This is a genomic window from Photobacterium obscurum (assembly GCF_026191635.1).
In the GTDB taxonomy this organism is placed as follows: Bacteria; Pseudomonadota; Gammaproteobacteria; order Enterobacterales; family Vibrionaceae; genus Photobacterium; species Photobacterium obscurum.
Genome location: NZ_JAKRRW010000003.1, coordinates 256,460 through 270,741 on the forward strand (window position 1 = coordinate 256,460; position 14,282 = coordinate 270,741).

The 14,282-nt window shown below is 35.8% G+C and carries 11 protein-coding genes; all 11 read left to right on the plus strand.

Annotation, left to right across the window (positions count from 1 at the left end):
* The first annotated feature begins 10 nt into the window (after window positions 1-10).
* The 11 genes from pseI (at window position 11) to MD588_RS05425 (ending at window position 14,191) form a co-directional block, all read left to right on the plus strand.
* Window positions 11-1,069, plus strand: a complete 1,059-nt coding sequence (gene pseI / locus MD588_RS05375; protein ID WP_265695911.1) for a pseudaminic acid synthase — start codon at window positions 11-13, stop codon at window positions 1,067-1,069.
* A gap of 169 nt (window positions 1,070-1,238) precedes the next feature.
* Entirely contained in the window at window positions 1,239-2,516 is a 1,278-nt protein-coding gene (locus tag MD588_RS05380) for a lipopolysaccharide biosynthesis protein (protein WP_265695912.1), read from the plus strand.
* Between the two features lie 34 nt (window positions 2,517-2,550).
* Window positions 2,551-3,651, plus strand: a complete 1,101-nt coding sequence (locus tag MD588_RS05385; RefSeq protein ID WP_265695913.1) for a polysaccharide pyruvyl transferase family protein — start codon at window positions 2,551-2,553, stop codon at window positions 3,649-3,651.
* 24 nt (window positions 3,652-3,675) lie between these two features.
* Window positions 3,676-4,908 carry a hypothetical protein gene (locus MD588_RS05390; protein WP_265695914.1) on the plus strand — a complete coding sequence of 411 codons (1,233 nt, stop codon included), beginning with the start codon at window positions 3,676-3,678 and terminating at the stop codon, window positions 4,906-4,908.
* A 319-nt stretch (window positions 4,909-5,227) separates the two neighbouring features.
* A complete protein-coding gene (locus MD588_RS05395) occupies window positions 5,228-6,427 on the plus strand; it encodes a hypothetical protein (RefSeq protein WP_265695915.1) in 1,200 nt (399 codons plus the stop codon).
* Between the two features lie 716 nt (window positions 6,428-7,143).
* A complete protein-coding gene (locus tag MD588_RS05400; protein WP_265695916.1) occupies window positions 7,144-7,899 on the plus strand; it encodes a glycosyltransferase family 2 protein in 756 nt (251 codons plus the stop codon).
* Between the two features lie 9 nt (window positions 7,900-7,908).
* Window positions 7,909-8,589, plus strand: a complete 681-nt coding sequence (locus MD588_RS05405) for a sugar transferase (protein ID WP_265695917.1) — start codon at window positions 7,909-7,911, stop codon at window positions 8,587-8,589.
* Window positions 8,576-9,751, plus strand: coding sequence for a DegT/DnrJ/EryC1/StrS family aminotransferase (locus MD588_RS05410; protein ID WP_265695918.1), 1,176 nt, complete (start codon window positions 8,576-8,578; stop codon window positions 9,749-9,751). The genes MD588_RS05405 and MD588_RS05410 overlap by 14 nt, the downstream gene beginning before the upstream one ends.
* 58 nt (window positions 9,752-9,809) lie before the next feature.
* Entirely contained in the window at window positions 9,810-10,976 is a 1,167-nt protein-coding gene (locus MD588_RS05415; protein WP_265695920.1) for a nucleotide sugar dehydrogenase, read from the plus strand.
* A gap of 285 nt (window positions 10,977-11,261) precedes the next feature.
* A complete protein-coding gene (gene galU / locus MD588_RS05420; protein WP_265695922.1) occupies window positions 11,262-12,179 on the plus strand; it encodes a UTP--glucose-1-phosphate uridylyltransferase GalU in 918 nt (305 codons plus the stop codon).
* 68 nt (window positions 12,180-12,247) lie between these two features.
* Window positions 12,248-14,191, plus strand: coding sequence for a polysaccharide biosynthesis protein (locus MD588_RS05425; RefSeq protein ID WP_265695923.1), 1,944 nt, complete (start codon window positions 12,248-12,250; stop codon window positions 14,189-14,191).
* The last annotated feature ends 91 nt before the right edge of the window (window positions 14,192-14,282 follow it).

Here is a 14,282-nt window from a genome sequence, read left to right on the forward strand (position 1 = left end):
GAATTAAATAATGTCGTTTATTACCATTGATGGCCGAAAGATAGGCCCCGAACATCCCCCGTATATTATTGCTGAACTGTCAGCTAACCATAATGGCGATATTAACCGAGCATTTCAAATCATGGAAGAAGCTCAAAAGGCAGGAGCTGATGCGATAAAGCTTCAGACCTACACTCATGAAACAATCACTATAAATTGTGATAGTGAAGACTTTCAGATCCACGGTGGATTATGGGATGGACAAACGCTTTATGAGCTTTATAAAGGAGCTCATATGCCATGGGAATGGCATAAGCCACTATTTGAGAAAGCCAAAAAGTTAGGTATTACTATCTTTAGTTCTCCATTTGATTTTACTGCCGTGGACTTATTGGAAGAACTCGACGCTCCTGCTTACAAAATAGCATCATTTGAATTAGTTGACTTACCTTTGATTGCTCGGGTTGCTCAAACTGGCAAACCAATGATCATGTCAACAGGGATGGCAAATGAAGATGAGATTGCTGAGGCCATTAAAACGGCAAAGGACAACGGTTGTGAAGAATTGGTTGTTCTTCACTGTGTAAGTGGGTATCCGGCACCGGCAGAACAATATAATCTCCGTACTATCACGGATATGGCTTCTCGCTTTAATGTACTCTCTGGGTTATCCGATCACACCATTGATAATGCGACAGCGGTTGCTTCTGTAGCATTAGGGGCGTGCTTGATAGAGAAACATGTTACATTAGATAGGAATGGAGGAGGGGCTGATGATAGCTTTTCACTGGAGCCAAAAGAACTTGCTCAACTTTGCATGGATAGTAAAACGGCGTGGAAGTCATTAGGTAACGTTAATTATGAGCGTACTGAAGCTGAAAAAGGGAATGTAAAGTTCCGTCGTTCGCTTTATATTGTAAAAGATATGGTAGAAGGCGAAGAGTTTACAAAGGAAAATGTGCGAAGTATACGACCAGGTTTGGGATTGGCACCCAAGGAATATTGGAATGTTCTTGGTAAGAAATCGAACTGTAATATTTCACGCGGTACTGCCTTAAAAGATAATCTGATTAAGAAGCAAGATGTTTAGTGTTTTTTAATGAAACCTACCGTAATATATCTAATGAAATTTTTTTGTTATGTGCTGTTTTAAATGTTACATAATGAATCTTTTTCTTGTAAATATTATGATTATATTATCCAAATTATCAGCTAGCATGTGAATAACTTAATTATTAAACATATATTATGTCTATAAAATGAAAAAAGAGAATAAAGAGTTTATCTCTAATACATTAGTTTATTTTGTGTCGAATATACTTAATGCTGCAATTCCATTTATTCTTTTGCCTATTTTAACAAGAAGTCTAACACCAGCAGAGTATGGCCAAGTTGCTATTTTTCAGGTGACAATAAGTGCGCTATCTGCTTTTGTTGGGTTCAGTGTTAATGGTTCTGCTGTAAGAAAGTTTTATAGCAAGGAAATGCAAGAAGCTGAATACAAAAAATATCTTGGCGCTTGTTTTCAAATTTTATTATTCAGCTTATGCGTAATATTGTCTATTGTTGTATTATTTTCAGAATATTTAGTAAGGTGGATAGGTCTTAGTCTTGATTGGATAATTCTAGCGGTAATATCATCTGCTGCATTATTCTTATTGCAGATGAGACTTATGCAGTGGCAAGTTAGAAAAAAAGCAAAACGATATGGTGCTTTCCAGGTTTCATATAGTTTGACAAATTTATTAATATCGCTTTTTTTAGTGTTTTCTCTTTACTATGGAGCGGAGGGAAGGATTGCTGGAATTGCCATTTCATCAATAATATTTGCTCTACTTTCATTGTATTTTTTAAAGCGTGAAAAGTTAATTATATTTTTTACGTGGAATAAGAGATACATCAAAGAAGCAATTAATTATGGCGTCTATCTTATACCTCATGTGTCTGGAATATTTCTTTTAAGTTCAGTCGACAGAATTGTTATCAATTCAAAATTAGGAATGGAACAAGCTGGTATTTATATGGTGGCTGTTCAATTATGTGGGGTATTTACAATATGTTTTGATGCAATAAATAAAGCATTTGTACCTTGGCTATTTGAGCGTTTAAAAAGAAATCTGGTAAACGAACTAGCTCAAATCGTTAAGTTTACATATATATATATGTGTGTATTGAGCTTTTTATGTATTGTTGGATATTATGTCGCACCACACTTTATAGGTATTGTTGCAGGGGATGAATATTTAGCTGCTGCACAAGTCGTTGGAATACTCTGTGTTGGACAAGCATTCAACGGTATGTATCTAATGATGACTAATTATATACTCTATAAAAAGAATACAGGTGTTTTATCCTCTATTACGATAAGTTCTGGATTAATTAATGTATTACTATCAATACACTTAATTGACTCTTATGGTTTTCAAGGGGTTGCTTTATCATTTGTAATTTCAATGTTATTTAGATTTATAACGACATGGTGGTTTGCTAGTAAAAGCTATTCAATGCCATGGCTTTCCTTTTCAACTGTAAAATAATATCGATACGACTGTTAATAAGTTAGGAAGATTTGTGAAAAAATACGTTATTGTTAGTACATACCCAGAAACTGGTTCAAAAAACATTGGTGATCAGCTTATTACAACAGCTTTAGTTAATTTACTGAAATTTGTCAAAGGAGATGAAATCAGTATTTCAACTGTCTGGCGGGAACAGGATTGGGACGAAATAAAAGAAGAACTTAACAATGCAGATGCAATAATTTTTGCTTGCTTAGCTATAAGAAAATCAATGCATTGTAAAGAGTACCCTTATCTAGATAAAATCATAGAATTAAATACGCCTGTTGCAGTAATTGCTGCTGGTACATCTTTAGATGTAACTAAGTCAAAAGAATCGGCTTATGAAGACTTCTCAAAGGAAACGTTGTTACTACTAGAAAAGCTAGATAAAAAGTGCCTATTTTTCACAACGCGAGGTTACTTAACACAAGCATTTTGTGAACGCATTAATATGAATAATACACACTTTTCTGGTGATGTGGCGTTTTTCGATGAAACTTATGGGGCTAAGAAATTTGAGCCAAATAAAATCATTAAGAAGATCGTTATATCAGACCCCCATAGAGCAAAAATGTATCTTAATTCATTTGATAGTCTAGTAAAAGGTATGAGAGAGCTCTATCCAACAGCGGAAATAACAGTAGCTCTACATGGTAATGAGCCTACCATTGAAGCTTATGCTATAAGAGAAGGACTTAAAGTAAGTAAAATATACGAAAATAGATATGAAGGTCTGCGGATCTATGATAATGCAGATTTACATGTAGGTTATAGAGTTCATGCACACGTTTCAGCTCTAAAGCGCAGAGTTTATTCCTATCTATTAGAGCAAGATGGAAGAGGGTGTGATTATGGATTGACGTTAGAAAAAAAGATATCAGTACCAAACTATTTGCCAAGTTCTAGATTTAAATTATTAAACCTTGCTGATAGGGTGATGTTGAAATTTTTTGGCTTTAACACTTGCAAAGCATCTACGGTGGAAGTTGAGGAGATGATTGCATTGATAAAGAATGATAGTAATTATGGTTTTATTAAGTTTAATAAATTAGAGGAACAAATATGCGGTTTCTCAACAAAATTAACTGAATCTATTAAGCAATTGCCTTAGTAACTATTGTATTCATGAGGAAGTATGAATTTCTTTTATACATTATTTAAGTTGAATATTGTTGATTACAATTTCGACCTTTCATCTGAAGAAATAAAGCAAGTCGAAAGGCTAAACTCAGGCAAGTTCGGTTTGCTTGAAGGGCTTGCAAGGTACTTTTATAATTTATTGAAGTCATTAGTTTTTTTGCAATTTAATTGTTGTAAGCATACGAATAAAGTGGTTTTTTTTGCAGGTTCTAAAAATCAGTTTATTCCGCTAGAGAAGCTTAATAAAAAAATTGACGAAACGAAATTTATTTATCATGGTTCATACTCTGACTATAAGTTTTTTTCTAACGCAGAGTTTTTCTCATATTTTATATCCTTGTTTTTTTTGCCTATCTATATATATAGATACTTAAAGACATCATCATCCTATCAAAGGAAAATGATGAGATGTAGGTTTGATAGATATATCCATACATACGGTCTTTTTTGTTTATATGGTTTTAGTTTTAAAGGCTCTCGTACTAAATATGTCTTTTTTAGTAATGACCATACAGTTTGGACTAGAGTCGCCAACTCAGTATGTAGACTAAATGGTATTGAAACAGTGTATATTCAACATGCTAATGTCAGCAAAACTTTCCCAAAATTAGAGTTTGACTATGCATTTTTGGATGGAGAGTATTCTGAAAGCGTTTATGAACGACAGAAATATACTAAGGTTTATAAAGTAGGTTGCTTAAGATTTGAAGGTGAAATCTCGCTTACTAAACCAGAAGATAAGCTGAATACCATATTATGTTTTAATAGATTAGACTCGGAAGAGTTTATAGTTTCATTGTGTGGGAAAATACTTGAAAAAGTAGGCTTACAAATAGTCGGCTTTAGATTGCACCCTGCAGACCGTCGGGTTCACTTAGCAAAAAAATTGGAAAGTATGGGCCTTAAAAATGAAACAAAAGGGTCTTCAATTTCGAGTCTCTCCAAGTATAAATTTTGTTTTGCTGGGAATTCATCAGTATTCCTAGATGCATCTATAGCTGGTTGTAAGAGCATTTCTTACGAAGGTTGGTTTGGGACTGAGGATTATTATTCATTTAAGAAAAATGGAATAGTAAATGTTTTTTGTGACCTTAATTTACTACTTTCTTATTTAGGTCAAATTGATGATAGCTCTATCGAAGTTTCTTCAATATATAATTCAGTCGATCCTGAACTAATCTGTTGTCAATACCCATCAGAGAGAATAATGAAGGTTTTGAAGCTATAGCGTTAATCTAGTGTGTTTATCTTCTCGTAAATAAGAATGAGAACTTAATAAAGATAAAATATCTTATACTGTTTAACTCCTATAATTATATGCCGGGAGGCTATTTAATCATTTACTCTGACTTAGTATTTAGCATAATACACTAAGTTCATTAAATGCTTGATACAACGTGGCCATCCTATTGTATGATTGCTAGGGATTGTCAACGTACTCCCGGTGTACATTTAATTACTTTTTATTGATATAGGAACTATGTTCACTTACTTCTTCTCACTAGAGGGAATTCAGTTTGTAAGTTTCTACATATCGGGTATCATTGGTGCTTTATGATGAATCTTCAAATGATGGTACATCATGCCGGTTAAATGAATTTGTTTTTTTGGGTGTAAATTTGTCTGCCATTGTTAACAGAAAGTTAATTGTTGAGTTTTTGGGTATATCCCTACTACTAACACTATTTGTTATTTCGAATCAGTTGGAATCAGCTGAATTGAAATTTGCATTACTTACGGCTATTTATGTACTTTTTTCATGTTTATTATTTGGAATTAGTAGGAACAAATACATTATAATGTTGTCTGTTTTTTCGGCTATATTGTATATTCCAGTTGTAATATTTAGCAATAATGCAACGACAATGCCCGTATTAATATATCAATATTCTTCATTGATTTTTGGATTTTCATTAAGCTGTTATCTGTATTCTAAACCTGATTTGTTTTATAAGGTTTCTAATTTTAATTTGTCATTTTTCACTTTATTTTTGACAGTCCATTATATAATTAGTCTTCAGTCAGGCGCCCCTTTTTATATTTATGCTAATGATATATTTGCAGGTTTAAGCAGAAATGTTGTTAGCTTTTACGCCATTTTCTCAATGGCTGCATATTTGTTTTCATGTAAACTTTATTCTCAAAAAATAAAATATATAAGGCTTTTTGCACTTGTTGTTTTTTGTGTTTTACTTTTTGGAAGAAGTGGAATTGCAATATCTTTGGCGGTGTTACTATTAGCCCTATTTCATGGTAGTTTAAAGAAAGGCTTTATCATATTCATTGTGATATCCCTATTTGTGTTGGTATTTTATCATTCGTTAGAATTATCATTGATGGAGACCAACTTTTCTAAGGGGGTTGAATCACCAAGAAGCTCAATGAACGCGGAGTTTCTCGGAATGTTAGATTTGAAAACCCTTTTATTTGGTGTGAAACTTTCAGATATGCCAACTGTAATGCTTTTTGAAGGAAATCCACATAATTCATTTATATCAGTCAATATGAAGTTTGGCTACATTCTTTTATTTTATATTGCAATGATTTTATTTTGTCTAGTGGTTTTTGCTTTCTTTGACTTGTTTTACTTTATTCTTTTCACGTTACTTATATTTCGGTATTCTTTAGACACGGTTGCATTTTTTGGCCAATTTACTGATTTGATTTTATATTTGCACGTCATTCATGCTTTTAACTTGGTTTCAAAGAATACTATTATAATTAACAAGTTAAGCAAAAGGTTGTGATATTGGGTGCTAAAAATATAAAATCCACTTGTAGCAATTTCCATGCGATTTTATTCAGCATCATAATTTTATGTTGCAATTATTCACTATTTTAAAGTTGTAACAGTCACTACTCAAGCCTGTAAATTAATATAGGTATTAAGTAAAAAGCGCTATCAATATGCTATTGCTTTCCATATTGTAAATTTAGTTATTATTAGTTAGAAAAATATAGATAGAAAAAGTATCGAAATTACAATTCTTAATTTATTGCATTTAATGTTCAAAGATATAGCTTATATTGAGTATGTGAGTGATGATAAATCCATATGGATTTAGTGAAAGTTCAATATTAAGATCTTTGGTGAAAATTAGTTGATAGCAATAGAGGTTGCTCGAGTATTATTATTAAGGTTCAGTCATTTATATTTGAATATATTAATGATTGATAAACGTTTAGGAGTGTAAATTTAGTGTAACGTAACGAAGTGGATCCTTAACATTACAATGTTATTACGGTTTCATAAGCTATGTTTAAGAGTGAGCTTTCTGTGACATTGATTTAGTATATAGTTATATCTCTAACTTTTTTCAAATTAATTATGATGTGGTCGTTTCCCTTTTAAAAGTTCATTTTTTAAATTAAGAACGAACTATTTCGAAATAATATTTTTGTGTACTAAAATTTGATGGTCATTTTTAATGATAAAGAATAATTTTATTATGGTATTGACATTATGAATAAACAGCATTTGATTTCAATTATTACACCATCCTATAAATCAAAAAGATTTATACAGGAAACAATAGACAGTGTTGCTTCACAGTCATATGATAATTTTGAAATGCTTATCGTCGATGATTGCTCTCCTGATGGAAGTGCGGATTTCATTAGCTCGATTTTACCAGATGCTCGATTTAAGTTGATTCGACTAGCTGAAAATGTTGGTGCGGCTGAAGCTCGAAATGTTGCATTAAAGCATGCGAAAGGTAAGTTTATCGCATTCTTAGATGCTGATGATCTCTGGATGCCTGATAAATTAGCTAAGCAAATTGCTTTTATGAAAGCGAAAGATATTGCTTTTTCTTATACATCTTATGATCTTATTGATCAAGGTGGGAACGATCTCAATAAAACTATTCGAGTGCCTGAATCTATTTCTGCACATGATTATATGAAGAACACCATAATTGGTTGTTTGACTGTTATTATTGATCGAGAAAAAGTAAAAGACTTTATAATGCCAAACTTGAAAAGTAGTCATGATATGGCTTTATGGATTGATATTATGCAAGATAATAATGTTCTTGCATATGGTATAGATGAAATTTTATCAAGATATCGCTTGGTTTCAACGTCTAATACAGCAAATAAATTTAAGGCTGCAAAAGATGTCTGGAAGGTATATCGTGACTATCTTGAAATTAACTTTTTTAAATCTTCTTGGCTATTTCTAAATTACGCTATCAATGCAACAATTAAAAGAATTTAAGGAAGTGTTTTGACCGCTACTCAAAATATATTAAAGAGATTGCTTGATTTTTCACTTTCTCTAATAGGTTTGTTAGTTCTTTCGCCAATTTTAATTATTGGCTGGATTTTAGCAAGTTATAGTACGCGCTCTAATGGTTTTTTCATTCAAGAACGAATTGGGTTGTACGGTAAAAAGTTTAAAGTTTTCAAACTTAAAACAATGAAAGATTCTAATTGTTCTCATAGTTCAGTTACAGCATTGAATGAAAATAGAATTACTAGAGTTGGTCTTTTTTTAAGAAAGACAAAAGTTGATGAACTTCCTCAATTAATTAATGTGCTTTTTGGTCAAATGAGCTTTGTCGGACCTCGGCCGGATGTTCCTGGTTTTGCTGACATACTAGAGGGTGATGATAGAGTCGTTTTACAACTTCGTCCAGGGATTACTGGTTTAGCAACAATTTACTTTAGATACGAAGAAGATATTTTAAATAAAGTTAGCAATCCTGAAACTTTTAATTCTGAAATAATTTTCCCATTGAAGGTTATTTTAAACAAGCAGTATTTCAGTACATTTTCATTTAAACAAGACGTTGATTGCATTCTACAGACAGCTTGTGGTCTAACTATTTTTTCAAAGTCTATAGAACCGATTAAAACACCTGAAGAATGCGCAAATATGTTGGATAAGTATAATGTTAAAAACTAAGTTTTCCCCTTGGCCTTCTTTTTCTGAAGAGGAAGGTAACGCTGTTCGTAGTGTACTTATGTCAAATAAAGTAAATTACTGGACAGGACAGGAATGTCGTGAATTTGAAAAAGAGTTTGCTGCATGGGTTGGTTGTGAATACGCCATAGCATTAGGTAATGGTACGCTAGCACTTGATATTGCTTTAAAGGCATTGGGTATTAGTGATGATGATGATGTGATTACAACGCCTCGTACATTTTTGGCTTCTGCTTCTTCAATCGTTACTGCTGGTGCGAATCCGGTTTTCGCGGATGTAGACTTAAACACCCAGAATATTACTGCTGAATCGATAGAAGCGGTTTTAACTCCGAAAACTAAGGCTGTAATTGTTGTTCATCTAGCGGGTAGGCCTGCAAACATGGATGATATAATGGCTTTGTCTGAGAAGTATGGTTTCTATGTTATTGAAGATTGTGCTCAGGCACATGGTGCTAAGTACAAGGGGCGTAGTGTTGGTACAATCGGTCATATCGGTGCTTGGTCATTCTGTCAAGATAAGATTATGACCACAGGCGGAGAAGGTGGCATGGTGACAACCAATGATAAAGCACTCTGGTCTAAGATGTGGAGTTACAAAGATCACGGTAAAAGCTATGAAGCGATTTATGAACGTCAGCATCCGCCGGGATTTAGGTGGTTACACGAAAGCTTTGGTACCAATTGGCGTATGACTGAGATGCAGGCAGCTATTGGCCGTATTCAACTAAAGCGGATGCCTGAGTGGACAGCGAAACGTCAGGCTAATGCGAAACTTATTGATAAAGCAGTATCGGATTGTTGCCTTATTCGTACCTCAGATGTACCAGCTGATGTTGAGCATGCCGCATATAAGCACTATGTATTTATCCGGCCTGAACAGCTAAAGGAAGGTTGGTCTAGAGATAGGATTGTTGAAGCTATTGTTGATCATGGAGTTCCTTGTTTTCAGGGTAGTTGTTCCGAGGTTTATTTAGAAAAGGCATTTGATAATACGCCTTGGCGTCCTGCCAAAAGACTCCAAAATGCAGTTGAATTGGGTGAAACAAGTTTGATGTTTTTAGTTCACCCTACTTTGACGGATGAAGAGATAGCTAAAACATGTAAAGTGGCTGAAGCTGTCTTTTCTTTAGCATCAAAATAATAATTGATACAAAGCCATCAGCTTTTTTGAGGCTTAGACAATAAAGTGAATGCAAACTATGAAAATTGCCATTGCTGGTACAGGCTATGTTGGCCTGTCAAACGCAGTACTATTAGCTCAACATAACGAAGTGGTTGCAGTTGATATTATTGAAGATAAAGTTAATATGTTGAACGATCGTATTTCACCTATCGTTGATGCTGAAATTGAAGATTATCTTAAAAATAAATCGTTAAACTTGATTGCAACACTTGATAAGGAATCAGCTTATACAAATGCTGAGTTTGTTGTTATTGCAACGCCTACTGATTATGACGTAGAAACTAATAACTTTAATACTTCGTCAGTTGAAGCTGTAATCAAGGATGTCATGAACATTAATCCTGATGCGGTTATGGTTATCAAGTCAACAGTGCCGGTTGGTTATACACAACGGATTAAAGAAGAGCTTGGATGTGAAAATGTAATATTTTCACCTGAGTTTCTCCGTGAAGGGAGAGCTTTATATGACAACCTTCACCCGTCTCGGATTATTGTTGGTGAAAATAGCGTTCGTGCTAAAGTTTTCGCGGATTTACTTATTGAAGGGGCAATTAAGAAAAATATTGAAGTTCTGCTTACTAATTCTACTGAAGCAGAAGCTGTTAAATTATTTTCTAACACCTATCTTGCAATGCGAGTTGCATATTTTAATGAGTTAGATTCTTATGCTGAATCGCATGGTTTAGATGCGCGTCAAATTATAGAGGGTGTTGGTTTAGATCCGCGTATCGGATCTCACTATAACAACCCGTCATTTGGCTATGGTGGGTACTGCCTACCTAAAGATACCAAGCAACTTCGTGCAAACTATCAGGATGTACCCAACTGCCTTATTAGCGCAATTGTTGATGCTAATACAACTCGGAAAGATTTCGTTGCTGATTCAATCTTGAAGCGTAGACCCAAGTGTGTGGGTATTTATCGTCTTATCATGAAGTCAGGCTCTGATAATTTTCGTGCGTCTTCTATTCAGGGCATTATGAAACGTCTTAAGGCCAAGGGCATTGAAGTCGTAGTCTACGAGCCTGTATTAAACGATAAAGAGTTTTTCAACTCCATCGTTATCTCTGATATTAAACAATTTAAAGCGATGTCCGATGTCATTGTTTCTAACCGTATGGCTATTGAACTTGAAGATGTAGCAGAAAAAGTGTACACCCGTGATTTATTCGGTAGTGACTAACTTTTGGTAATTATGTTTTGCTAAGAGTTTGTTTATTAGAAAACTGTAGCTGGCTTGCATTGGCCCGTTTTTCACCCTAATGCATTTGTAGGTGTATTGCCTGAGCCAGCTTAGGGACATGTCGTTGTCTTGGTAACGTAACAACAGATAGTATTTATATTTTTTTGTAATACTTGCGGGTCTTGCTGATTGGAGTTATATCTGCTATCTGCTGAGGATTTATAATCACTTTGTCGTATCTATTAAATTACGGCGACAAGGTGGCAGTTTTGATTAAGGACTTGTATGAAAAAAATAACAAAAGCCGTCATTCCTGTGGCAGGGCTAGGTACGCGTATGTTGCCAGCGACAAAGGCTATCCCCAAAGAGATGTTGCCTATAGTTGATAAACCACTTATTCAATATATTGTTAACGAGTGTGTTGCAGCAGGCATTAAGGAAATAGTGTTGGTCACGCACTCTTCAAAAAATGCCATCGAGAACCACTTTGATACGTCTTATGAACTTGAAGCAACCCTCGAAAAACGTGTAAAAAGGCAGTTGCTTGATGAAGTGCAGTCTATCTGTCCACCGGATGTGACAATAATGCATGTTCGCCAGGGGCATGCAAAAGGCCTTGGCCACGCGGTTTTATGTGCCAAACCATTGGTTGGTGATTCACCTTTTGTTGTCGTATTGCCTGATGTGATATTGGATGAGTTTACAGCTAACCAACGAACTGAAAACTTGGCTGCTATGGTTCAACGTTTTGAGAAAACTCATGCTAGCCAAATTATGGTCGAACCAGTGTTGGAACAAGATGTTTCTAAGTATGGAATTGTAGATTGTGGTGGTGCTGCCCTTACTGGTGGTGAGTCTCATGTGATGACGGCAATGATCGAAAAGCCTGCGCTTGAGGATGCACCGTCAAATTTAGCTGTTGTTGGTCGCTACGTGCTCTCTTCAAATATTTGGGATAAACTAGCCGTTACACCTCCAGGTGCTGGTGAGGAAATACAGTTGACTGATGCGATTGATATGTTGATGGTGGAAGAGACTGTTGAAGCTTTTCATATGACTGGTAAAGCCCACGATTGTGGCGATAAACTCGGGTACATGAAGGCTTTTGTTGATTACGGTCTTCGTCATAGTGAATTTGGAGTTGATTTTGCTAATTTCCTTAATGAAAGTTCAACGATTAACCCTTTAAAAGCGGTGAGTTGATTAGAACTAAGTTTTCTTCATAAAAATTAAAAATTAAAAATTAAAAATTAAAACAGGTGGGTAGGTAAATGATATCTTCAGAAGATTTTCTGAATTTCTCTCGGCCTAAAAAGCGCATTATAAGCATGTTTATTGACACGCTTTTTATTGCGATTGCTTTTTGGGGCGCGTTCGGTGTTCGTTATGGTAACTTTGAATCAATGGCCAGTGTTGAGATTTGGCAAACTTATGCCATATTGACCATTGTCACCATAACTTCATTTGTAAAGTTGGGTCTTTATCGTGCCATATTACGATATCTCAGTTTTCATGCATTGTTAGTTGTGAGTACCGGTGCGGCAATTTCTGCAGTGGCTCTGTCCGTATCTGGATTTTATCTTGATGATACCATACCACGGACAGTTCCTGTTATATATGGCGCCTTTTTGGCGCTGTTAGCCGGTGGCTCGCGCTTAATTATGCGTACGCTTGTTTTTAGTAAAAGAGCAAGTACTAAAAAACGTGTGCTGATTTATGGTGCAGGCTCTACTGGGCGCCAACTTTGTATTGCACTTCGTCAAAGCCAGGATTATCTACCTGTTGGCTTTGTTGATAATGACCGCAGCTTGTTTGGTACCTATATTCTTGGCTTAAAAGTACTTCCATCTAACAAGGTTGATTATTTAATTCATAGCCTTAAGTGTGACAAAGTGCTGCTGGCTTTGCCTCGGGCAAGCCGTTCAGAGCGAAAGGTTATTTTGGATAAGCTGGCTAATTTAACGGTTGAAGTGCTGACGGTACCAAGCATGGAAGATATCGTTAATGGTGATGCAAGAATTGATGAACTGCGTGATGTACCTATCGAAGATTTGCTTGGTCGTGATCCGGTAGACCCGCGACCTGAGCTGATGAGTGCAGATACAGCTGGAAAAGTTGTGATGGTAACAGGCGCTGGTGGCTCTATCGGCTCGGAGCTCTGTCGTCAGATTTTAATGCAGCGCCCAGCAAAACTGCTGTTGTTTGAACTATCTGAATATGGCCTGTATGCCATTGATAAAGAACTAACTGGTTTAGCGACGGAAAATGGTTTAGATGTTGAAATTGTACCTTTATTAGGTTCCGTTCAGCGTATGAATCGTCTTCAGGCGGTGATGGAAGCCTTTAAGGTTGAAACGCTTTATCACGCTGCTGCTTATAAACATGTCCCATTGGTAGAGTATAATGTGGTAGAAGGCGTACGTAATAACGTTTTCGGCACTATGTATACGGCACAAGCTGCGATTAAAGCCAAAGTTGATACCTTTGTTCTTATTTCGACTGATAAGGCTGTGCGTCCAACCAATATTATGGGTACGACCAAGCGGATGGCAGAACTGGTACTACAGGCACTAGCGAAGAAGAATACGGGTACCCGTTTCTGCATGGTTCGTTTTGGTAATGTACTGGGTTCTTCAGGCTCTGTGATTCCTTTGTTCAAAAAGCAAATTCTTCAAGGTGGCCCGGTAACTGTTACTCATAAAGACATTACTCGCTTCTTTATGACCATCCCGGAAGCCGCTCAACTGGTTATTCAGGCTGGTGCTATGGGCAAAGGTGGTGATGTCTTTGTGCTCGATATGGGTGAATCAGTCCGTATTGCTGACTTGGCTAAGAACCTGATCAACCTGTCTGGGTTGGATGTGAAGAGTGAAGCTAACCCGCATGGTGACATCGCTATCGAGTTCACAGGTTTGCGTCCTGGCGAAAAGTTGTATGAAGAGCTACTGATTGGTGACAATGTTGGAGAAACCAGTCATGAACGCATTATGACTGCGCAAGAAGTGAGCCTCACATGGGACGAACTGAATGTGATTATCAACGAGCTTGATGAGGCATGTCATGACTTTGACCATACACGCATTCGAGCTGGTTTGCTGAAAGCACCTACTGGCTTTAATCCAACCGATGGCATCAGTGATTTAGTTTGGCATGCCAAGCATGACGAAGAAAATGTAATAGAGATCGCAGCTAAGCAAGAAGCTCATACTGCTTAATGTGAATAAGGCTCGGTCTTTCTAAAACAGTAACAACCCCACCGAATTGAATTTTATTTGCCCATTACGTCACCGACGTGATGGGCTTTTT